This window comes from Nocardiopsis nanhaiensis, assembly GCF_054778635.1.
The window spans coordinates 86,384-108,777 of sequence record NZ_BAAGZJ010000017.1; the positions used below are offsets into that span (position 1 = coordinate 86,384).

The following is a 22,394-nucleotide window of genomic DNA, read 5'->3' on the forward strand; positions in this document are numbered from 1 at the left end:
GGTGCCTTTTGTGGAGATCCCACAAAGCGGCGGCGCTGGTGTGAGCAATTCAGGACATTGGTGTTCCAGGGGGTCATCGACCAGGCTGGAGAGTAGGTGCAGGCGGCGCTCCGGGACGCGGACGCCGCCTGCTGTGCGTCAATACGTGGGGAGCTCAGTCGGTGTTCAGTCGTGTCGCCATCGTCAACCGTGGTGAGGCCGCAATGCGGCTCATCCACGCCGTCCGGGACCTGTCCGCGGAAACCGGTACGCACATCGAGACGGTCGCCCTCTTCACCGACGCCGACCGCGACGCGACCTTCGTCCGCGAGGCCGACATCACCTACCCGCTGGGTCCGGCCTCGGCCCGCCCCTACCTGGACCTCGCCGTTTTGGAACAGGCCCTGGTGGAGACCGAGGCCGACGCCGCCTGGGTCGGCTGGGGCTTCGTCGCCGAGGACCCGGCCTTCGCCGACCTGTGCGAGAAGATCGGCGTCACCTTCGTCGGCCCTAGCGGTGAAGCCATGCGCAAGCTCGGCGACAAGATCGGCGCGAAGCTGATCGCCGAGGAGGTCGGTGTCCCGGTCGCCCCGTGGAGCCGCGGTGAGGTCTCCAACCTCGAGGACGCCCTGCGCGCCGGGGACGAGATCGGCTATCCGCTGATGCTCAAGGCCACCGCCGGCGGCGGCGGGCGCGGGATCCGCATGGTCGCCTCGGGCGAAGACCTGGCCGAAGCCTACGAGCGCACCAGCCAGGAGGCGCTGCGCGCCTTCGGCTCCGGCGTAGTATTCCTGGAGCGCCTCGTCACCGGTGCCCGCCACGTCGAGGTGCAGGTCATCTCGGACGGCCAGGGCACCGCCTGGGCCCTGGGCGTGCGCGACTGCTCGGTGCAGCGCCGCAACCAGAAGATCATCGAGGAGTCCGCCTCCCCGCTCCTCGACTCCGAACAGACCGACGAGCTCAAGGCCTCCGCCGAGCGGCTCGCCGTGGCCGTCGGCTACCGGGGCGCCTGCACCGTCGAGTTCCTCTACCACCCCGGCGAGAAGCTCTTCGCCTTCCTCGAGGTCAACACCCGGCTCCAGGTCGAGCACCCCATCACCGAGGCCACCACCGGTACCGACCTGGTCCGGCTCCAGCTGCACGTGGCGGGCGGGGGCAAGCTGGACGGCTTCCAACCCGCCGAGGTCGGCCACGCCGTCGAGGCCCGGCTCAACGCCGAGGACCCCGACCGCGACTTCGCACCCGCCCCGGGACGTATCGCGCGACTGCGGCTGCCCGTCGGTCCCGGTATCCGCGTGGACACCGGTGTCCGTGAGGGTGACAGCATTCCGGCCGACTTCGACTCGATGATCGCCAAGGTCATCGCGTACGGCCGCGACCGCGACCAGGCGCTGGCCCGGCTGCGCCGCGCGATGGCCGAGACCACGGTGATCATCGAGGGCGGGGCCACCAACAAGGGCTTCGTGCTCGACCTCCTCGACCAGCCCGAGGTGATCGGCGCCAGTGCCGACACCGGCTGGATCGACCGGGTGCGCGCCGAAGGCCGCCTGGTCAACGACCGGCACTCCGCGATCGCCCTGGCCACCGCCGCCATCGAGGCCTACGAGGACGAGGAGGAGGTGAGCCGCCAGCAGCTGCTCTCCACCGCGCGCGGCGGCCGTCCCCAGGTACGCCACGACCCGGGCCGTCCGCTGGACCTCAAACTCCGCGGTGTCGGCTACCGGGTGCACGTGGCCCGCGTGGGGCAGCGCGGTTTCCGGATCGGCATCTCCGGCGGCGGTGACGTGCACCCGGCCGACGTCGAGGTGGAGCGCTTCGACGGGCACACCGGCCGGATCGTGGTCAACGGCCGCCGGTTCCGGCTGGTCTCGGCCACGCACGGGCCGATCCACCTGGTCGAGGTCGACGGGGTCACCCACCGGATCAGCCGTGATGAGGGCGGCGTCGTCCGTTCCCCTGCTCCCGCGCTGGTGGTCGCCACGCCGCTGTCGGTCGGCGACGAGGTCGAGGCGGGCGCCCCGGTCCTGGTGCTGGAGAGCATGAAGATGGAGACGGTGCTGCGCGCGCCGTTCCGCGCCCGGATCCGTGAGTGCCCGGTGTCGGTGGGCGGCCAGGTCGAGACCGGCGCCCCCCTGATGCGGCTGGAGCCGCTCAGCGACGACGACACCGAGGAGTCGGAGGCCGACGCTCAGACCGTCGAGATCGAGCTCCCGGCCGAGCCCGCGACGGCCTCCGCGGCCGAGCGTGCCGAACGCGGCTTGCGTGACCTGCGCGGTCTACTGCTGGGCTTCGACGCGTACGACAGTGACCGTGTGCTGTCGGACTACCTTTCCGCCCGCCTCGAGATGGGCGGACAGCCGCTCGAGGGTGAGCTGGACCTGCTCACCGTGTTCGCCGACCTGTCCGAGCTGAGCGGCAACCGGCCCGGCGGCCCGATCGAGGCCGAGCCGGACAGCCCGGTGCACAGCTCCCGCGAGTACTTCCACAGCTACCTCCAGAGCCTCGACGTCGAGCGCGCCGGCGTCACCGAGGACTTCCAGGCCAAACTCACCCGAGTCCTCGCGCACTACGGGGTGACCGACCTCGACCGCACGCCGGAGCTGGAGGACGCGGTCTTCCGGATCTTCCTGGCCCAGCAGCGGTCGGGGACCTACGTCGCGATCGTGTCGGCGCTGCTGCGCGAGTGGCTGTCCGGGGCGCCACCGGTCGAGTCGCTCAGCGAGCGCGTCGGGCTCACCCTCGAGCACCTGGTCGAGGCTACGCAGGTGCGCTTCCCCGCGGTGTCCGACCTGGCCCGCGGCGTGGTGTTCCGCTGGTTCACCCAGCCGCTGCTGCGCCGCAACCGCGCCAAGGTCTACGCGGCGGTCCGCGACGACCTGCGCTACCTGGACCGCGAACCCGACGCCCCGGACCGCGCCGAGCGGATCCAGGCCATGGTGGGCAGCTCTGAGCCGCTGGTCCGGCTGATCGGCCAGCGGATCGGTCGGCCCGGCCGCGACCACGCGCCGCTCCTGGAGGTCCTCACCCGCCGCTACTACGGCAACCGCGGGCTCTCCGAGGTCACCGAGCGGGAGACGGCGGGCTGCCCGCTGGTCACCGCCCAGTACACCGGCCCGGAGGGAGTGACCCCGGTGGTCACAACCGCCGTCGACATCGCCGCCCTGCCCGACGCCATCGGTGCCGTCGGCGCCTACGCCGCCGAAACGGTCGCGTCCGACGGGCCCTCCGAGAACGGGACCGCCGAGGGCGCCGACGCCCCCGGGGTGGTCGCCGACCTCTACGTGACGTGGGACGGCCAGCCGGACGCCGGAGCCATTGCGGTGCGACTCAACGAGATCCTGAACGAGAACCCGCTGCCGGCGTCCGTGCGCCGGGTGACCGCCACCGTGGCCGGGACCAGCGGCGCGGTGATGCACCACCACTTCACCTTCCGCCAAGGCGAGGACGGGCTCACCGAGGACCTGCTGATTCGCGGCCTGCACCCGCAGATCGCGCAGCGCCTGCAGCTGGAGCGCCTGCGGGAGTTCGACCTCACCCGGCTGCCGTCCGCGGACGAGGAGATCTACCTGTTCAAGGCTGTGGCGCGCAGCAACCCGTCCGACGAGCGACTGTTCGCGATGGGCCAGGTCCGCGACCTGACGGCGCTGCGTGACGCCGACGGCCGACTGGTCGCGCTGCCCGCCGTGGAGGACACGTTCGCCGGGTGCCTGGACGCCATCCGCAACATCCAGGCGCAGCGGCCGCAGCGCAAGCGGTTCGACACCAACCGCATCCTGATGTACGTCTGGCCGTCCACCGAACTGTCCCTCGACGAACTCGACGGGCTCGTCCAGCGCATCCTGCCGACCACCGAGGGCGCTGGGCTGGAGGAGGCCCAGTTCGTGGCCCGCCAGCGCACCGAGTCGGGCGAACTGACCGAGCTCGCCGTGCGTATCGCCCTCGACCCGGGCAACGGCGCGAGCGTGCACGTCGACAAGCCGTCGACCGAGCCGGTGCTGCCGCTGGACGACTACCGGCAGAAGGTGCTGCGCGCGGCACGCCGCGGGACCGTCTACCCGTACGAGCTGACGACCATGCTCACCGGACCGGACGGCTCCTTCACCGAGTACGACCTCGACGACCAGGGCGTGCTCGCGCCCGTGGACCGGCCCAAGGGCCGCAACTCCGCGGCCATCGTCGCCGGTGTGGTCACCACACCCACCGAACGACACCCCGAGGGCGTCACCCGCGTGGTGCTGCTCGGCGACCCCACCAAGGCGCTCGGAGCGCTGTCGGAGCCGGAGTGCGCCCGGGTGATCGCCGCACTCGACCTGGCCGACCGGATGCGGGTGCCGCTGGAGTGGTTCGCGCTCTCGGCTGGCGCGCGGATCTCGATGACCTCGGGCACCGAGAACATGGACTGGGTCGCGGCCGCCCTCAAGCGGATCGTCGAGTTCACCCAGGACGGCGGCGAGATCAACATCGTGGTCGCCGGGATCAACGTCGGCGCCCAGCCCTACTGGAACGCCGAAGCGACGATGCTCATGCACACCAAGGGCATCCTCGTGATGACACCGGACTCGGCCATGGTGCTCACCGGCAAGCAGTCGCTCGACTTCTCCGGTGGCGTGTCCGCCGAGGACAACTTCGGCATCGGCGGCTACGACCGGGTGATGGGCCCCAACGGCCAGGCACAGTACTGGGCGCCGAACCTCCAGTCCGCCCGGGACGTGCTGATGTCGCACTACGACCACACCTACGTCCTGCCGGGCGAGGAGGCGCCGCGCAAGGCCGGCACGAGCGACCCGGACCACCGTGACGTGACCACCTACCCGCACGAGGTCGAGGGCAGCGACTTCAGCACCGTGGGCGAGATCTTCTCGGCGGAGCACAACCCGGACCGTAAGAAGCCCTTCGACATCCGCACGGTGATGCGTGCCCTGTCCGACCAGGACCACCCGGTGCTGGAGCGCTGGGCGGGCATGGCCGACGCCGACACCTCGGCTGTGCAGGACGCGCACATCGGGGGCTGGCCGGTCTGCCTGATCGGCATCGAGTCCAGGGCCGTGCAGCGCAAGGGTTTCCCGCCCACCGACGGTCCGGACGCCTACACCGCGGGCACGCTGTTCCCGCGCTCGTCCAAGAAGACCGCGCGGGCGATCAACGCGGCTTCGGGCAACCGCCCCCTGGTCGTGCTGGCCAACCTGTCCGGCTTCGACGGCTCGCCCGAGTCCATGCGCAACCTCCAGCTGGAGTTCGGCGCGGAGATCGGCCGGTCGATCGTCAACTTCGACGGCCCGATCATCTTCTGCGTCATCTCCCGCTACCACGGCGGCGCGTTCGTGGTGTTCTCCAAGGCGCTCAACCCGAACATGACGGTCCTGGCGCTGGAGGGCTCCTTCGCCTCCGTCCTCGGCGGTGCCCCCGCCGCGGCGGTGGTGTTCTCCGGTGAGGTGAACAAGCGCACCGCCACCGACCCCAGGATCGTGGAGCTGCAGGCCCGGGTGTCGGAGACCATCGGTGCCGAGCGCGCCGAGCTCAACGCCGAACTCAGCGAGATCCAGGCCTCGGTCCGCGCCGAGAAGCTCGGCGAGGTCGCCGCCGAGTTCGACGGGGTGCACAGCATCCAGCGCGCGGTCGAGGTGGGCTCTGTGGACGCCATCATCAGCGCCGCCGAGATGCGCCCGAAGATCATCGAGGCCATCAGCAAGGGCACGAAGGACTGACCCACACCGCGGTGTACGGCCGGTTCCTTCGGGGCCGACCGTACACGCGTGTCCGGGGTCGCTCTGCTCGCGGAAGAAGCCCCTTCCCAACCGCCCCGCGGTGCTGAAGACTCGCCCCCATGAGCTCTCTCGCGCAGCCCCGGACCGGACCGATCGACTCCGTTGCCGTGCTCTCCGACGTCCACGGTGTCCTACCGGTCCTGGACGCGGTCCTGGCCGAACCCGACGTGCGCGGCGCCGACCTGGTGGTGTTCACCGGCGACCACGCCGCGGGACCGCAGCCGGTCGCGGTACTGGACCGCTTCCGCGAACTGGGGGACCGTGCCGTCCTGGTGCGCGGCAACGCCGACCGGGACCTGGTGGCGCTGGCCCGGGGCGGTTCCACGGACATCCCCGACCCCATCGCCCCTTGGGCCGCCGGCCAGCTGGCCCCACCCGACGTGGAACTGCTCGACAACCTGCCGCACCCGGTGGAACTCGACGTGCGCGGGTTCGGCCCGGTGGTCTTCTGCCACGGCACCCCGCGCGACGACGAGGAGGTCGTGCTGGTGGACTCGTCGCTGGAGCGCTGGGCCGAGGTCCTGTCGGGCCTCGACGACCGGGTCCGCACCGTGGTCATGGGCCACACCCACATGCCGTTCGTCCGGTTGGTGGACCGGCGGGTGTGCCTGAACCCGGGCAGTGTCGGCATGCCCTACGGGCGAGCCGGGGGCTCGTGGGCCCTCCTGAGGGACGGCCAGGTGGAGCTGCGGCACACCCGGGTGGATCTCGACGCGGCGGTCGAGGCAGTCGCGGCCGGCAGCGCCTACGCCGACGCCCGCACCTGGGCCGACACCTATGTGCGCTCCAAGCCCAGTGACGCCGAAGCCCTGCGCCGCATGGGTCCCATGGACGGCCGCAGCTGAGCAGTACCCGACCGGGCCGACCGTCCGCTCCGGAATGGCCGCGACCGTGGGGCCCGCGCGGAACGGAAAGGGGAATTCGCCCGTAACGGGCGGCTGAGGGGCGGAAAATTCTTTTTGCCTCTCCTAATCTATAGCGCACCCCGGGACTTGCGGCAAGACCCTGGTCGTGCCGCAGAATTGTCCACCGTGAGCGGGAGTACGGGCAGCGTGCACACGGAATGCGCGGCGCCGGAACGGGTGCGTCGGCTGGCTCGGATTCCCTTTTCCTTCCACGGGGGCATTCATGATCGACGTGATCGTGGTCGGCGGCGGGCCGACCGGTCTGATGCTGGCGAGCGAATTGAGGCTGCACGGCGTACAAGCGCTCGTGCTGGAAAGGGAGCACGAGCCGACCAAGGTGGTCCGGTCGCTCGGGCTGCACGCGCGCAGTGTCGAGGTCATGGACCAGCGCGGGCTGCTGGAACGGTTCCTCGACCTGGGGACGCAGTACCCGCTGGGTGGCTTCTTCGCCGGGATCAGCAAACCGGCGCCGGAGCGGCTGGACACCGCGCACCCCTACGTCCTCGGCATCCCGCAGACCACCACCGACCGCCTGCTGTACGAGCACGCCACAGCACTGGGTGCCGAGGTCCGGCGCGGCAGCGCCCTGGTCGGGTTGGACCAGGACGGGGACGGGGTGACCGCCGAACTGGCCGACGGCACGCGACTGCGCTCGCGCTACCTCGTCGGCTGTGACGGCGGGCGCAGCACGGTCCGCAAGCTGCTCGGCACCGGTTTCCCCGGTGAGCCCTCCAGAACGGAGACGCTGCTGGGCGAAGTGGAGCTGACCGCGTCACCGGAGACGCTCGCCGCCGTCACGGCCGAAGTCCGCAAGACCCACCTGCGGTTCGGCGCCATGCCCTTGGGGGATGGGCTGTACCGCGTCGTCGCACCCGCCGAGGGCGTGGCCGAGGACCGCACGGCCGCGCCGACCCTGGACGAACTGAAGCGGCAGCTGCGCGAGGTCTCCGGCACCGATTTCGGCGTGCACTCGCCGCGCTGGCTCTCCCGCTTCGGCGACGCCACCCGGCTGGCCGACCGCTACCGGTCCGGCCGCGTGCTGCTGGCTGGCGACGCGGCGCACATCCATCCGCCGGCCGGCGGCCAGGGGCTCAACCTGGGCCTCCAGGACGCGTTCAACCTGGGATGGAAGCTGGCGGCCGAGGTCAACGGCTGGGCACCGGAACACCTGTTGGACAGCTACCAGGAGGAGCGGCGCCCGGTGGCCTCCGACGTCCTGGAGAACACCCGGGCACAGACCGAGCTGATGTCACCCGAACCGGGTCCCCAGGCGGCACGCCGACTGGTGTCGGAACTGATGGACTTCGAGGAGGTGAACCGGTATCTGACCGAGAAGATCATCGCGATCGGGGTCCGCTACGACTTCGGCGCGGGGAGTGAAAGAGCGGGGCACGAACTGCTGGGGAAGCGGTTGCGCGACATCGGTCTGAAGCGGGGCCGCCTCTACGCGCTCATGCACGGCGGTCGCGGACTCCTCCTCGACCAGACCGGTCGGCTTTCGGTGGCGGGCTGGGAAGACCGGGTCGACCACGTCGTCGACAACAGCGAGGAACTGGACGCGCCCGCCGTGCTGCTGCGGCCGGACGGCCATGTGGCTTGGGGCGGGGCTGACCAGCGGGATGTCCGATCCCGTCTGGCACAGTGGTTCGGTGCCCCGGCCAGCTGAGGCCGCAACCGGGTGAGCCCCGGTCGGTACGGAGGCGGCCATCCGCGGCACGGCACACCATCAGACCCGCCCCGTGCAGGCGGGAGGGAGACGCCCTGATGAACCTCCTCAGCAGCATCGCCACCTTTGTCAGTCGCACCTTCGCGGTGTGGATCATCGTGTTCAGCGGGTTGGCCGTCGGGTTCCCCGACGTGTTCGCACCGCTGTCCGAGTACACCGTGCCGCTGCTGGCCGTGGTGATGCTCGGTATGGGCCTCACCCTCCGGTTCGGCGACTTCGCCATGATCGTCCGCCGACCGGTTCCGCTGCTCACCGGCGTGGTCGCCCAGTACCTCGTGATGCCCGCGCTGGCTTGGGCGGTGGCCATGGTCTTCGGCCTGCCGGCCGAGATCGCGCTCGGCCTGATCCTGCTGGGCAGCGTTCCGGGCGGCACCGCCTCCAACGTGGTCGCCTATCTCGCCCGCGGGGACGTGGCCGTGTCGGTCGCGATGACCTCCATCTCCACGGTGGTCTCGATCTTGGTGACGCCGTTCCTCGTCCTGTTCTACGGCGGGCACCTGGTTCCGGTGAACACGGGGGAGATGGTGCTGTCCATCGCGCAGGTCGTGCTCTTGCCGGTGCTGGTCGGTCTGCTGCTGCGCGCTCTCATGCCGAGGACCATCGAGCGGGCCACGCCTCTGGTGCCGACGGTGTCAGTGGTAGCTGTGGTGGTCATCTGCGCCGGTGTGGTGGGCGCCAGCGTCGAAACGCTGCTGACAGCGGGCATGCTGGTCATCCTGGCCGTCGTGGTGCACAACCTGGTCGGTCTTGCCGTCGGCTACGTCGTGGCCAAGCTCATGGGGATGCCCGAAGCGCAGCGCCGGGCGATCTCCTTCGAGGTCGGAATCCAGAACTCGGGGCTGGCGGCCACGCTGGCCGTCGCCCACTTCGGGCCAGCCGCCGCACTCCCCGGGGCGATCGCCGCCGTGTGGGCCAACATCTCCGGACCGATACTGGCCACCTTCTGGGGCGGCCGTCCTCCGAGGGAGGCTGCCGAGGCCGTCGACGGCGAGTCCTCCGGGGCGGCCGGGTCCGATGGCCTGCCGCCTCGGGCGTCCTAACCTCGGCGGTCACCATTCCCTGATCCCCTGAGCGGGGGCATTCCCCGGCAGGTCTATGGAACTGGTCTGACAAGTTGTACGCTGTGACGCATGCTACATCTGTGGCCGCATCCACGCCGCCAGAACTGACCAGAGGAGTGTCTTTCATGCCGGTACGCCGCATGCCCGCGAGGGTGGACGCGGAACTGCCGACCGGGCTTCCCGTCGGACCGGGGTGGCAGGACCCCGCCGGAACGGCGCCGGTCGTGGACGCCTGGACCGGGAAGCACCTGCGCGACGTGCCGGAGGGCACCCCGGTCCTCGCCGCCGAGGCGATGGCACACGCCGAAGAGCTCCGAGCCGCCGCCCGGCGCACCACCTCCGCCACCCGGAAGCGCCTCGTCCGCAGCTGCGCGGACGCGCTGCGCGAGCGGCGCGCCGAGCTGGAGGACCTGCTCGTCCTGGAGACCGGGAAACCGCGCCGCGACTGCCGCGTGGAGGTCGAGCGCACCCTGAGCTGCTGGGAGGCCTCAGCCGAGGAGGTCGGCCGGAACGAGGGAGAGCTCGTGCCCGTCGACCTGCAGAGCGGCGGCGAGGACATGCTCGCCTGGTACAAGCGCCGACCTTTGGGGTCGGTCGTCGCCATCGCGGGCTTCAACTATCCGCTCCTGCTGGCCAGCCACAAGGTCGCCCCGGCACTCGCCGTCGGCACCCCAGCGGTGCTGAAACCGGCCCCGGCCACCGCGCTCTCGGCACTGTGGCTCACCGCCGTCGTGCGGGAGGCGCTCCGGACGGAGGGCTTGGACGAGGGCCTCCTCCAGTGCCTCACCGGCGGCCCCGAGGTGGGCCGCGCCCTCGTCGAGGACGAGCGCGCGGCGATCGTGTCCTTCACCGGTTCGGCCGAGGTCGGACACCGGATCGCGCGCTCCGCCGCGCCCCGGAGGACCGTCCTCGAACTCGGGTCTAACGCGGCGCTGATCGTGTCGGGGTCGGCGGACGTGGAGGAGGCCGTCGCCGCCGTCACCAGGGGCGCGTTCTACGCCAACGGCCAGGCCTGCATCTCCGTCCAGCGTGTGCTGGTCCTGGACGGGGTCGATCCGGGTTTCGAACGCAAGCTCGCCGACGCGCTCGACGGCGTCGTGGTCGGGGACCCGTGGGAGATGACCACCGACGTGGCCGCGCTGATCGACGAGCGGGCGGCGGCGAGGGTGCGCAAGAGCGTCGAGGACGCCCGCGAACGCGGCGCCCGGGTGCTGGGCGAGGCCCCGGTGCCGGAGGGCGGAGTCCCCGCCGGTACGGAGCGGGCCCTGGTCAGCCCCCAGCTGCTGGCTGACGTGCCCGAGGACGAACCGCTGTGGCGCGAGGAAGTGTTCGCCCCGGTGGCGTGTGTGCGCCGGGTACGGGACCTCGACGAGGCCGTGCGCCTGGTCAACGACTCCCGGTACGGGCTCCAGGCCGCGATCTACACCGCGGACCTCGCCGAGGCGCACCGGGCCATCGACGAACTGGAGGTCGGGGGAGTGGTGGTCAACCAGATCCCCGGGTTCCGCTCGGACGTCATGCCCTACGGGGGCGTGAAGGACTCGGGAGTGGGCCGCGAGGGACCGCGTTGGGCGATGGAGGAGTACACCGTGACACGGATGGCTCTCGTACGGATCCCGCAGAGGAAGGGTGAGCGTTCATGACCGTGACCGACTACCGCCGCATGTTCCGGCTGGACGGCCGGACCGCGGTCGTCATCGGCGCCGGTTCGGGCATCGGCCGCGAGACGGCCCAGGGGTTGGCCGCGGCCGGGGCGCGCGTGGTCTGCGCCGACCGCGACGTGCGGGCGGCGGAGAGCACCGCGCGGCTGTGCCGGGAGCAGCAGCGTCCGGACGGCCAGCACCAGGACGACACGCTTCCGGGTCCCGGCGGCGACTCTGTACGGGCCGAGGAGCTCGACGTGACCGACGCGTCCGCCGTCGCCGGAGCCCCGGAACGGTTCGGGCACCCGGAGATCCTGGTCCACACCGCGGCCATGAACGTGCGCCGCCGCATCCTCGACTACACGCCTGAGGAGTTCGACGCCGTCGTGGGGCTGAACCTCGCGGCCACGTTCTCGGTGCTGCGGGCGTTCGGAACCTCTATGACGCGGCACGGCAGGGGGTCGATGGTCTTCCTGTCCTCGATCCGCGCGCGAGTGGTCGAGCCCGGCCAGGGCGTCTACGGAGCTACGAAGGCGGGCCTGGAATCGCTGGTGCGCTCGGCCGCCAGCGAGTTCTCAGCGCAGGGCGTGCGGGTCAACGCCGTCGCACCGGGGGTCGTGACGACACCGCTGACCCAGCAGGTGCGGGACGACCCGGACTGGTACCGCAGGTACGCCGAGCAGTCCGCGATGGGCCGCTGGGCCGAGCCGGGGGAGATGGTCGGCGCGGCGGTGTACCTGTCCTCCCCGGCCGCGAGCTACGTCACCGGAACGGTGCTGGCCGTGGACGGCGGTTGGACGGCGGTCGACGGAGCCGCGGCCCCCACTCCCTGAAGCGGCACGATCTCCTGGGGCGACACGGCCCCGAGGGGCACGCTCCCGGGGGGAGTCACCGCGGTCCGGTGGAGGACCAGGCGCACCCCCGCCAGTCCGGCACGGCCGGTTCCGGGCGCTGGCGTTCCCACCACGCCATCAGGCGCAGGAGCCGTGCGTCGGTGCCGACCGGACCGGCGAACTGCAGGCCGATCCACTTCCCGTCGGCGTCCCGCCCCGCGTTGGCGGTCCCCGCGGGCTGGCCGGACATGTTGTACGGGAGTGTGTAGGAGATGTGCGCCATGGGTTCGCCGGGCTCCGGGTGCGGCATCGGCTGCTCCGCGGGGAAGGCTGTCTGCGGCGTGACCGGTGAGAGCACCAGGTCCAGCCCCCGGGTGGCGCCTCGGGCCTTCGCGCCCAGCTCCGCCAGCGCCTCGTAGTCGTCCAGCGTCGTGACGCCGTCCACGTCGCGGCCGCCGAGACACCAGGCGAGGATGTACTCCAGGACGTACCCGTCCCGCAGGTGGGCGGGCAGCTTCCTGAGGGTGTTCAGCGCGCGGACCCGCCAGAACCGGTCGACGCGGACCAGGAGCTGTTCGGTGGTGATCGGATCCACCTCCACGATGTCGGCGCCGGCGGCGGCGAAGCGTTCCGCCGCGTCGAGGCAGGCAGCGCGTACGGCGGGGGCCAACGGCAGGCCGGGACCCCCGTCCAGCTGGAGGCCCACACGCATCCCCTCAGGGGATGTCTCTCCGGGGGAGAAGTCCGCCGGTGGGAAGGGGTGCGCGGACACGTCGCGGTCGTCCCACCGCGCCGCGGCGCGCATGAGGGGGAAGAGGTCGGCGACGCGGCGCGCCATCGGCCCCGCGGCCCGGCCGACGTAGGGGCTGTTCAGCGGGATGAGACCGGCGGAGGGCTTCAGTGTGGCCAGGGCGTTCCAGGTACCGGGCAGGCGGATCGACCCGCCGATGTCGGTGCCCACGTGGACCGGCCCGTGGGCGGCGGCCGCGGCGACGGCGGCGCCGGACGACGAACCGCCGGTGGTCAGCGAGGGGTCCCACGCGCTCCGAGTGATGCCGTGGCGGGAACTGACGCCGGAGGAGAGCATGCCCCAGTCCGGCATGACCGTGGAGCCGACGATGACCGCCCCCGCCTCGCGGAGGCGGCTGACGACGGTCGAGTCCTCCGCGGGCGTCGGCGAGTCGGGCAGTGCCGTCCCGGACGGCATGGTCACCCCGACCCGCCCGAGGTTCTCCTTGACCGTGACGGGCACGCCGTCCAGCGGCCCCAGCGGCCGCCCCCCGGCGTGGCGCACGTCCGACCCCTCGGCCGCGCGCAGGGCCTCCTCGGCGGTGACCGCGTGGTAGGCGTTGAGCGGAGTATCCCGCGCGATCCTCTCCAGCACCGCGTGCGCGGTGCGGCTCGGTGTGGTCGCTCCGGAGGCGAAGGCCGCGCGGAGCTCGTCCACGGAGGCATCGGCCCAGGAAGCCGATGGCGTCGGTTCGCTCATTACTCTCCTCGGGACTGCGCTGAACGGCGGGTTGAACGGTGGTCGGTGCGGCCCTGCTACTCCTGCTCCCGCTGATCCTCCTGCGCCCGCTTCCCGGCGAGAACGCGGTCGAGGGTCGGGGTCGCTTCGAGCAGGGTCCGGGTGTAGTCCTCCTGCGGGTCGGCGTAGATCCGCGCCGCTGTTCCGGTCTCGACGATCTCACCGTGGCGCATCACCACGACCCGGTCGCAGAGGTGCCGGACGACGGCCAGGTCGTGCGAGACCATCAGCAGGGTCAGCCCGCGTTCGTCCACGAGTCTGTTCAGGAGGTCGAGTACCTGTTCCTGGACGCTCACGTCGAGCGCGCTCACCGGCTCGTCGGCGACCAGGACGTCCGGGTCGGTGATGAGCGCCCGCGCGATGGAGATCCGCTGCCGCTGTCCGCCGGAGAACTGGTGGGGGTAGCGTTCGGCGGCGGAGGCGGGGATCCCCACGGACTCCAGCGACCGTGCCACCTTCTCGTGCCGTTGCGGCCTGGGGGCCGCGCTCCGGTGCCCGAGGAGCGGTTCCTCGACGATCTCCCGCACCGTCATGCGCGGATCGAGCGAACCCATGGGGTCCTGGAAGACCGTCTGCAGCCGTTCGCGGAGTCGGCGCATGGAGCGCTTCGAGGACGTGGTGACGTCGATGCCGCCGACCGACACCGTTCCGGAGGTCGGGCGGTCGAGGCCGGCCAGGATCTTCAGCAGGGTGGTCTTGCCCGAACCGGACTCGCCGACGATACCGAGCCGGTCGCCCGTGCGTACCTCCAAGTCGAAGTTGCGCAGGGCGTGCACCGTGCGGCGCTGCGACCTGAAGGTGCGATGGAGGTCCCGCGCCCGGATCAGCGGTTGATCGGAGGACTCGGCCGGTGCGTTCGCGGCTGTGTCCGACGCGTTCCCCGCGTTCCCCGCATCCGCCGGTGCGAGCCGGGAAGCGCTGAGCAGGTGCCTGGTGTACTCGTGCTGCGGCTCGGTGAGCACGTCCATTACAGGGCCGGACTCCACGATGCGGCCGTGCTGCATGACGAGCACCCGGTCGCAGGTGTCGGCGACGACGGCCAGGTCGTGCGAGACGAACAGCAGGCTGGTGCCGCGGTCCCGGACCGCTTCGTCCAAGAGGTCGAGGACCTGGCGCTGCACGGTCACGTCCAGGGCGGTGGTGGGTTCGTCGCAGATGAGCAGGTCCGGGTCGTTGGCGAAGGCCATGGCCAGCATGACGCGCTGCCGCTGCCCGCCCGAGAGCTGGTGGGGGTAGGCCCGCAGGAGGCTCTCGGGCTCCGGGAGGCGCACCGACGCGAGCAACTCGACCACTCGGGCGCGCACCGCGCGGCGGTTCGGCAGCGTCCGGTGCTGTGCCAGCACTTCGCCGACCTGCTTCCCCACCCGCATCAGCGGGTTCAGGGCGGTCATGGGCTCCTGGAAGACCATCGAGACCCGCCGCCCGCGCAGCGCGCACAGCTCCCGCTCGGGCGCGCTGAGCAGGTCGTCGGAGGCGTCGCGCAGCGCTACCGTGCCGCCGTGCCGCAGCTCGTCGGGAAGCAACCCCATGAGGGACAGGGCGGTGAGCGACTTCCCGGAGCCGGACTCGCCGATGAGCCCCACCCGCTCACCGGCGCGGATGGTCAGGTCCAGGGGATGGACCAGCCGGTCGGTATCGGTGTCGACCCGCAGCCCCGTGACCGTCACCAGAGCGTCGTCGCGGACGGCCTCGGTGCCGTGGTCGGCCGTGGTGGTCATCGCCGTCCTCTCATCTTGGGGTCGAGCACATCGCGGAGCCCGTCACCCAGCAGGTTGAATCCCAGTACCGCCAGCGCGATGGCCAGGCCGGGCCAGACGGTCAGATGCGGTGCGACCGCCAGATAGTCCTGGGCGCCCTGGAGCATGCGCCCCCACGATGGTTCGGGCGGCGGTGTGCCGAGGCCCAGGAAGCTCAGCGCGGCCTCGGCGAGGATCGCCAGGGCGAAGGTGACCGAGGCCTGGATCACCACGAGGTCGAAGATATTGGGCAGGACGTGCCGCCGGGCGATGCGCGCCTCGGGTTGCGAGGCCCCGCGCGCGGCCAGGATGAAGTCCGAGGACATCACCTGGAGGGTCCCCGCCCGGGCGACACGGGCGAAGCCCGGCCCCGCCGCGAGCCCGATGGCGACCATCGCCGACAGTGTGCTCGCCCCCATGACCGCGCTGGCCATGATGGCCAGGAGCAGGGCTGGGAAGGCCAGCATCATGTCGGCGCCGCGCATGATCAGCTCTTCGATCCAACCGCGCCGCATCGCGGCCAGGATGCCCAACGGGGTACCGATGAGCGCCGCGATCGCGACGGCCACGCAGCCCACCATGAGGGTGACCTGCGCTCCCGCCATGAGGATCGAGAGGACGTCGCGGCCGTACCGGTCGGTGCCGAGCGGATGCTGGCCCGTCGACCCGCTGAGCCGGTTCTCCGGGTCCGCCTGCAGCGGGTCGAAGGGTGTCCAGAACAGGGAGACGAGCGCGACAAGCACGATGCCCGCCACGATGACCAGACCGACCTTGCCGGTCGCCGGCAGCCCGCGGATCAGCCTGAGGCGCCCGCCGGACGGGCGTTCCGTATCCGCGGGGGCGCCGACGGCTTCCGGGTCCGTTCCACTCATGTCCTCACCTCCGGACCGCGGTGCGCGGATCGAGCAACAGGTACAGCAGGTCCACCGTGAAGTTGACGGTCAGGGTGATCAGTGCCAGGAGCATGACGATGGACTGCACCGTGAGCAGGTCGCGGGCCGCCACGGCCGCCAACAGCTCCGAGCCGATGCCGGGGATCACGAAGACCTGCTCGATGACGACGGCCCCGATGACCAGTGTCGTCAGCTGGATGCCGCTGACCGTCAGGACCGGGAGCGCGGCGTTGCGCAGACCGTGCCGCCGCAGCGCCTGGAACCGGGAGAGCCCCTTCGCCCGCGCCGTGCGCATCCAGTCCTCGCCCATGACCTCCAGCATGGCCGTGCGGACGTAGCGGGTCATGATGGCCGCCTGGACGGCCGCCAGGGCCACGACCGGCAGGACCAGGTGCGAGGCGAACTGCGGGGCGTCGTAGGCCGGGGGCATCCAGCTGTTGGCGGGGAACCACCCCAGCCCCAGGGAGAAGACCACCACCAGCAGCATGCCGATGAGGAAGTTCGGCACGGCGATACCGAACTGGGTGCCCGCGCTGATCGCGATGCCGTCGGCGCGCCGGTGCCGGGCCGCGGCCCAGGCGCCCAAGGGGACGGCGACCACCAGGGCCAGGGCCATCGCGCAGACCACGAGGATCAGGCTCACGCTCAGCCGGTCCAGCACGATGGGGCTGATGTCCTCCCCGGTGATGAAGGAGACCCCGAAGTCGCCCAACGGGATGCCCGAGACCCAGTCCCAGTACTGCACGACCAGGGGACGGTCGAGACCGAACTCGGCGCGGGTCTGCTCCAGAGCCTCCTCCGTCGCGCCGGTGCCCAGCGCCACCTCGGCGGGATCCCCGGGGAGGACCCGCATGAAGGCGAACACCAGCACGGAGGTGGCGAAGAGGGTGAGGGCGAAGCGCAGGGCCCGCCCTCCCACTGCTCTGATCACGAGTCCTCCCCCTTCACGGCGCCGGCGAGGAGGAGTTCGTCGGTGGGTCGGCTGGCCGGGAGGCCTTGCAGCCCGCGGTGGCGCACGACGATGTTCGGGAAGATGAACAGGGTGTCGGAGGCGGCCTGGTCGACGATGCGCTCTACGGCGGCCCGCATCAGCCCGGTCTGCTCCTCCGGCGGTTCGCGGTCCGCCCGGGCGAGCAGGTCACGCGTCCGCTCGTCGTCGAATCCGAGGTAGTAGTCGGGGTCGCCGAAGAGCACGGGCAGGTCGCGCGCCTCCGCGTGGTCGATGACGCTCATCTGGTAGTCGTGGCGGCCGAAGACCTCGTCGAGCCACAGCGCGGGGAACTCGACGGCCTCGATGGTGGCGGTGATACCGACCTCGCGCAGCAGGGAGACGACGATCTCGCTGATCTGCTGGGCGTAGGGGCGGGTGGGGACCTTGAAGGTGACGTGCAGGTCCTCCTGCCCGGCCTCGCTCAGCAGCTCCCTGGCCTTGTCCGGGTCGTGGGGGTAGCGGGACGACTCGACGTACCAGGGGTCGGTCGGCGGGGCGGGGGCACCGCCTGTGTCGTCGCCGAAGCCGCCCCAAGCGGTGTCGATGATCGCCTGGCGGTCCATCGCGTACATGACCGCCCGCCGGACGCGCAGGTCGTCGAAGGGGGCGACGCGGTTGTTCATCGACAGCAGGATCTGGCCGCTGGTGGCGCCGGTCTCGGTGACGAGGTCGTCGTCCTCCTCCAGGACGGCGGTCAGCTCCGGGGACTGCATGTCGTAGACGGCGTCGACGTCACCGGCCTGCAGGGCGTTGGTGCTCGCGGTCGTGTCGGTGAAGTACTGGATCGTCACCGCGCTGGACGCGGGTGGTTCGCCCCAGTAGTCCGGATTCGCGACGAACCCGAGGGATTGGCCCCGCGCCCATCGGTCCACGGTGAACGGGCCCGTCCCCACCGGATTGGTCGCCAGGTCGTCGACCCCGTCCTCGGTCATCATCGCGCCGATCAGGGTGCCCATGAACCACAGCCACTGGTTGCTGGGCTCGGCGAGTTCGACTCTGAGGACGTGGGTGTCCTCGGCGGTCGCCGACGCGACCACGTCCATGGCGGCGGAGAGCCCGTTGGTCCAGGCCTCGGACTTGACGCGTTCGATGCTGAACACCGCGCTCTCGGCGTCGAACGGCGCCCCGTTCGTGAAGGTGACCCCGGTGCGGAGCGTGAAGGTGTACACGAGACGGTCGTCGGAGACGGTCCAGTCCTTGGCGAGGAGCGGGTCGAGCCCGCCCGAATCGTTGATCCGGACCAGGCCCTCGTAGACGTTGCCCATGAGGACCAGGGGGATGGCGACCCCGTCGGTGCGGGTGAAGTCGAGGCTGGTAGGTGCGCCGGTCAGCGCGAGCACCACCGCGCCCTCGGCGCTCTCCGCGGGGTCGGCGATGGCTGTGTGGCCGGCCCGGCAGGAGGTCAGCAGCAAGGGGAGCCCGAGACCCGCGAGCAGGAGGCCGCGCCGGGACACCTGGGTCGGCGGGGTGATGTGTGGTTCCGGCATGGCCCCTCTCGCACGGTCGTCGTCCGCTTGGCGCATAGTGTGTGGTCCATCTAACAACCGGTGGATCTCTGGACGCAAGACTGGTCCGACCAGTTGTTCTCAGCGATCTACCTGGCACCATGATGGAGTATGTACGGGTCGGTGCCCCCAAACCGGCAGTGGAGGAGAGTATGGCGTCGAGCATCCAGTTCAGTCCTGCCGTCGGCGTCAGAACCTTCGAACGCATCGTCGACCAGGTGGAGAGCGCGCTCCTGAGCGGCCGCCTGGTCCCCGGCGACCACCTGCCGAGCGAGCGCATGCTGATGGACCAGTTCGACGTGAGCCGCTCCACCGTGCGGGAGGCCCTACGGGTCCTGGAGTCGCGCGGCCTCCTCGAACTGCGGCCGGGCGGGCGGTCCGGGCCCCGGATTCTGCGCCCGACGGCGAAGCTGCTGGAACGCGACCTCACCCAGATAGTGCGCCTGGGAAGCAGCGGCTTCGGTGACCTCCTCCAAATGCGGATGGGGCTCGAGGGGACGGCCTGCGCGATCGCCGCCCAGCGCGCCACCGACGAGGACGTCACCGCCCTTCGGGAGAGGCTCGTGGATATGGAGCGCGCCGCCGAGGACGGGGGAGAGAGCTTCGCCCGCGCCGACGCGGCGCTGCACCAGCGCATCTGGAGCATCACGGGCAACCAGCTGCTCATCACCACGGGTCAGGCCATCAGCGAGTCGATCGTCCGGTTGATCGCAGCCGACCTCCTGGAGGAGGACGCTGCCGACAGCGGGGACGGCACTGACGACGGGGGCGACGCCGACGGCACCTGGGATTCGCTGCGTAGGGACCGGATGCTGGTCGACCTGATCGAGTACGGTGACGCGGCCGCGGCGGGGTCCTGGATCCGGAGGAGCCTGTCGGAGCGCTTCGCCCGCCACCTCAGCCCCGAGGAAGCCCGCGTCCTGGAGTCCCTGGTGTCGTGAGGGGCGCCCGTGCCCGCGCGAGACCGTCCACACCGAGGGCGAGTCCGCGGTCAGGCAGTGAGCTAATCCGCGGCAGGTAGTGAGCCAATCCGCGGTCAGCCTGTCAGCCGGTCGAACGCGGCTTCGCCCACGCGCTTCCACGCGAGTTTGCCATCGGCAAGGCTCAGTTACCCGGAACGGCCGTGAATCTCCCCGGGTTGGTTGGAGACTCGCACGTTGTGCTCTGGGGATTGCTGCTGGTTTGGGTTCCCAGTTTGGCTAGGGGTGTCCTCCTTTCCCGCCGCCCGATTGTGGCCGTCTCCGCTGCGCGCGTCAAGGTCGTCGCCATCGAGCGCTTCGCGCGTCAACGGCGCTCCACCTTGACCCGCTCCGCTGCGACGGCGGGTTGGCGGCTATCGGGAAAGGGGGACGGGTGGTCGAGGTCCGTGGCGAATTCGGGCTTCGCCCGAAAAACGGAACCCCCTCGGCCTGGGGGCCGATGCCTACCCCTGCGCCGGAGCGTCGACGGATCGGGGGTCGCGGCCGGTCAATGTGCGCGGCGAGCCCCTTTCGGCGGGCCTTTTCCCGATGATCTTGCTGCCAGTAGCAATTTCGGCGCCGAGATTGACTCTGGGAGCAAGATCATTCCCATACTGGAACACATTTGTCCGCTTTGCACGGGAATGCGAGCAGGGGTGGGCGCGCCGTTCCTGGAAAGCTTCCTTCGGGGAAAAGAAAAGGCGCCCTAGTGTGGCCGGGTAAGTGTTTTATCACCCCTGGGATAGGTCCTTTCTGGGTCTTTCTTGGTATCCTTAGGGTATGACTTCTTCTTTCGGGCAGTGCGGGAACACGACGGGAAACACCCCCGCCGTGGCCGCCATGGGTGCTGCCCGGGGAAAGATCACCGTGGAGATGGCGGAGGTGCCCCCGACCGGAGCAGCTGGCCAGGTCCTGGATGTGATTTCTCAGGTGTTCGAGGACTTCGACCGGGCCCAGCTTGCGATGCTGCTGCGCCTGGCGCAGCTGGAGGCGGCCGGGACCCTATTGGAGGCGGGTGGGCAGAGGTCGGTGCAGAACTGGCTGATCCACTCGGTGGGGATGGCCCCCGTTGAGGCCAACGGGCGCGCCGAGCTGGCGCGGCGGTTGTTCGCCCAGGAGTTGCCCGCCACCCGGGAAGGCTTGGACTCTGGGTTGTTGTCGATCGGGGAGGCGGTGGCGGTGTGCAGGGCCGCTGATAAGGCGGTGGGGGCGCGCAACACTGGCCGCTACCCGGATGCTGGCCTCTTCCGGCGGATGGTGGAGGCCGGGATTCTGGCTTCCAAGGCCAGGGAGCCGTCGATGTCGACCTCCGACATCGCCCGGCTGGGCCGGGAGCTGCTGGCCCAGTACAACCCGGCGGTGGTGGAGGAGCAGTACCAGGCCGCCTTCGACGCCCGTGGTGCGCGCCTGGTGCGGACCTTCGATGGCACTCACCTGTTCGAGGCCTGGGGTCCGGGTGAGCACGCCGAGGAGCTCCAGTGCGTGCTCAAGGCCCACGAGTCGGACTATGACCCTGAGAGGCTGCACGTGTCGGCTTCGGAGCGGATGTATGACGCGTTCATGAACCTGGTCCGGTCCGCGACCAACCCCACCGACCCCACCGACTCCAGCGAGGGCGCTGAGGGTGCCGGGGGTGGGGATGGCAAGGGCAGCAAGGGCGGTCAGGGTCGCAAGCGTGCTGCGGTGGCGATGATCAACATCATGGTGCCCCTGCCCACCTTCCTCGGCCTCCAGGCCGAGGGCGACGGCAAAGCTGCTGGCCCGGCGGTGACCCAGGATGGGCAGGTGGTCTCCATGGCCGCGATCCGTGCCCTGGCCCCCAACAGTGTGCTGCGTCGGATGATCACCTCCCCCAAGGGTGACCGGGTGTTGGACGTGGGCCGCACCCAGCGCGACGCGACGGGTGCTCTGCGGGACGCGGGGATGTTCGGCCACACCACCTGCGCCTGGTACCAGGGCTGCAACTTCCCGGCCAGCGGGTCGGAGGCCGACCACAAGATCAGCTTCTCGGCTGGCGGGTCCACCAGCGCGGACAACATTCAGCCACTCTGCTCAGACCACAACCGGTTGAAGTACCGGAGGGAGACCAACCCGGAGCAGTCCATCTGGCAGGGCCGCCCCTCCCACCGCTACCGGGGAAGCAACAACAAGGACCAGGGCAAGGACTCGGACGCCGACCCAGCCCCAACCCCCACACCCACACCTGAGGAGCGGTGACCACCCGCCAAGGCCCTACCGCCCCACGCCCCGATACCCTGGTGCCCTGACACCCCGGCGCTTTGGCAGTCTCCCGAGGGGGTCGCCGCACACAATGGCCGGCCACGACACCCCCAACCGGTGTGCTCCGGCGGCGTGGCAGGCATCGGCCCCCAGGCCGACCGGGGTCGCAGCCCACAATGACCGGCCGTGACACCGCCAGGCGTCAACGCTCCGGCGCAGGGGCAGGCATCGGCCCCCAGGCCGAGGGGGTTGCCCGGCCGAAGGCCGTGTTGGTCCCGCTCGGACCTCGACCACCCGTCTCCCTTTCCCGATAGCCGCCAACCCGCCGTCGGAGCGGAGCGGGTCAAGGTGGAGCGCCGTTGACGCGCGAAGCGCAAGACCGCGTAGTTAAGGGGTGGGCGTAGTTGTCAACTCTGCTCTCAGCCACTGCGGGGCCAGGGTGTAGCGGCCTCGAGTGATCCGTTGCAGGAACCCTTCCTTGACCCATACCCCCATCTGCGTGGCCAGGCTCCGGTAGTGGGCGTACTCCAAGGCCCGGGCCACTTCGATGGGGCTCCACCCCCGGTGCGGGTCGGTTCTCAGGAGCCGCATCGTCTGTTCCTTGGACCCCTGGGGCCGGATCCCGGGGACCGCTGCTGGGGCGGTCGGCT

Annotated in this window: 13 protein-coding genes and 1 pseudogene; 8 read left to right on the forward strand and 6 right to left on the reverse strand. The window is 70.8% G+C overall.

The window, feature by feature from the left end:
• Window positions 1-161: 161 nt before the first annotated feature.
• The 6 genes from ACYVD1_RS10950 to ACYVD1_RS10975 all read left to right on the forward strand — a co-directional run bounded on the left by ACYVD1_RS10950 (window position 162) and on the right by ACYVD1_RS10975 (window position 11,912).
• Complete coding sequence (locus ACYVD1_RS10950; RefSeq protein WP_460770929.1) at window positions 162-5,684, forward strand: ATP-binding protein; 5,523 nt, start codon at window positions 162-164, stop codon at window positions 5,682-5,684.
• Window positions 5,685-5,803: 119 nt separating this feature from the next.
• A complete protein-coding gene (locus tag ACYVD1_RS10955) occupies window positions 5,804-6,589 on the forward strand; it encodes a metallophosphoesterase family protein (RefSeq protein WP_460770932.1) in 786 nt (261 codons plus the stop codon).
• 283 nt (window positions 6,590-6,872) lie between these two features.
• Entirely contained in the window at window positions 6,873-8,315 is a 1,443-nt protein-coding gene (gene rox / locus ACYVD1_RS10960; RefSeq protein ID WP_460770934.1) for a rifampin monooxygenase, read from the forward strand.
• 98 nt (window positions 8,316-8,413) lie between these two features.
• Entirely contained in the window at window positions 8,414-9,415 is a 1,002-nt protein-coding gene (locus tag ACYVD1_RS10965) for a bile acid:sodium symporter family protein (protein WP_460770936.1), read from the forward strand.
• A 146-nt stretch (window positions 9,416-9,561) separates the two neighbouring features.
• Window positions 9,562-11,079, forward strand: coding sequence for an aldehyde dehydrogenase family protein (locus tag ACYVD1_RS10970; protein ID WP_460770938.1), 1,518 nt, complete (start codon window positions 9,562-9,564; stop codon window positions 11,077-11,079).
• Window positions 11,076-11,912, forward strand: coding sequence for an SDR family NAD(P)-dependent oxidoreductase (locus tag ACYVD1_RS10975; protein WP_460770940.1), 837 nt, complete (start codon window positions 11,076-11,078; stop codon window positions 11,910-11,912). Before ACYVD1_RS10970 ends, ACYVD1_RS10975 begins: the two co-directional genes overlap by 4 nt.
• Window positions 11,913-11,967: 55 nt before the next feature.
• Here the strand turns inward: ACYVD1_RS10975 and ACYVD1_RS10980 are convergent, their stop codons facing one another.
• From ACYVD1_RS10980 to ACYVD1_RS11000, 5 genes are read right to left on the reverse strand one after another with little or no spacing between them, the layout of a single operon-like run.
• Window positions 11,968-13,401 (reverse strand): amidase, encoded by a 1,434-nt coding sequence (locus ACYVD1_RS10980; protein WP_460770942.1) that lies wholly within the window; start codon window positions 13,399-13,401, stop codon window positions 11,968-11,970.
• A 56-nt stretch (window positions 13,402-13,457) separates the two neighbouring features.
• Window positions 13,458-15,158, reverse strand: a complete 1,701-nt coding sequence (locus tag ACYVD1_RS10985; RefSeq protein WP_460770944.1) for a dipeptide ABC transporter ATP-binding protein — start codon at window positions 15,156-15,158, stop codon at window positions 13,458-13,460.
• On the reverse strand, window positions 15,155-16,048 hold the full coding sequence (locus ACYVD1_RS10990) for an ABC transporter permease (RefSeq protein ID WP_460770947.1): 894 nt from the start codon (window positions 16,046-16,048) through the stop codon (window positions 15,155-15,157). Before ACYVD1_RS10990 ends, ACYVD1_RS10985 begins: the two co-directional genes overlap by 4 nt.
• A 4-nt stretch (window positions 16,049-16,052) precedes the next feature.
• Complete coding sequence (locus tag ACYVD1_RS10995; protein ID WP_460770950.1) at window positions 16,053-17,000, reverse strand: ABC transporter permease; 948 nt, start codon at window positions 16,998-17,000, stop codon at window positions 16,053-16,055.
• Window positions 16,997-18,547: an ABC transporter substrate-binding protein gene (locus ACYVD1_RS11000; RefSeq protein WP_460770952.1), complete on the reverse strand. Its 1,551-nt coding sequence runs from the start codon at window positions 18,545-18,547 to the stop codon at window positions 16,997-16,999. Before ACYVD1_RS11000 ends, ACYVD1_RS10995 begins: the two co-directional genes overlap by 4 nt.
• Before the next feature lie 170 nt (window positions 18,548-18,717).
• Between ACYVD1_RS11000 and ACYVD1_RS11005 the strand changes: the two genes are divergently transcribed.
• A complete protein-coding gene (locus ACYVD1_RS11005) occupies window positions 18,718-19,506 on the forward strand; it encodes a FadR/GntR family transcriptional regulator (RefSeq protein ID WP_460770956.1) in 789 nt (262 codons plus the stop codon).
• Window positions 19,507-20,304: 798 nt separating this feature from the next.
• A complete protein-coding gene (locus ACYVD1_RS11010; RefSeq protein WP_460770959.1) occupies window positions 20,305-21,741 on the forward strand; it encodes an HNH endonuclease signature motif containing protein in 1,437 nt (478 codons plus the stop codon).
• A gap of 390 nt (window positions 21,742-22,131) precedes the next feature.
• On the opposite strand, the pseudogene ACYVD1_RS11015 reads toward ACYVD1_RS11010, so the two are convergent.
• Window positions 22,132-22,394, reverse strand: a pseudogene (locus tag ACYVD1_RS11015) (hypothetical protein); the annotation flags it as partial.

Bases quoted from the DNA above. Each gene is read 5' to 3' on its own strand.
- ACYVD1_RS10955 (WP_460770932.1), top strand. From the start codon at position 5,804: ATGAGCTCTCTCGCGCAGCCCCGGACCGGACCGATCGACTCCGTTGCC.
- rox (WP_460770934.1), top strand. From the start codon at position 6,873: ATGATCGACGTGATCGTGGTCGGCGGCGGGCCGACCGGTCTGATGCTG.
- ACYVD1_RS10965 (WP_460770936.1), top strand. From the start codon at position 8,414: ATGAACCTCCTCAGCAGCATCGCCACCTTTGTCAGTCGCACCTTCGCG.
- ACYVD1_RS10970 (WP_460770938.1), top strand. From the start codon at position 9,562: ATGCCGGTACGCCGCATGCCCGCGAGGGTGGACGCGGAACTGCCGACC.
- ACYVD1_RS10975 (WP_460770940.1), top strand. From the start codon at position 11,076: ATGACCGTGACCGACTACCGCCGCATGTTCCGGCTGGACGGCCGGACC.
- ACYVD1_RS10980 (WP_460770942.1), bottom strand. From the start codon at position 13,401: ATGAGCGAACCGACGCCATCGGCTTCCTGGGCCGATGCCTCCGTGGAC.
- ACYVD1_RS10985 (WP_460770944.1), bottom strand. From the start codon at position 15,158: ATGACCACCACGGCCGACCACGGCACCGAGGCCGTCCGCGACGACGCT.
- ACYVD1_RS10990 (WP_460770947.1), bottom strand. From the start codon at position 16,048: ATGAGTGGAACGGACCCGGAAGCCGTCGGCGCCCCCGCGGATACGGAA.
- ACYVD1_RS11000 (WP_460770952.1), bottom strand. From the start codon at position 18,547: ATGCCGGAACCACACATCACCCCGCCGACCCAGGTGTCCCGGCGCGGC.
- ACYVD1_RS11005 (WP_460770956.1), top strand. From the start codon at position 18,718: ATGGCGTCGAGCATCCAGTTCAGTCCTGCCGTCGGCGTCAGAACCTTC.
- ACYVD1_RS11010 (WP_460770959.1), top strand. From the start codon at position 20,305: ATGACTTCTTCTTTCGGGCAGTGCGGGAACACGACGGGAAACACCCCC.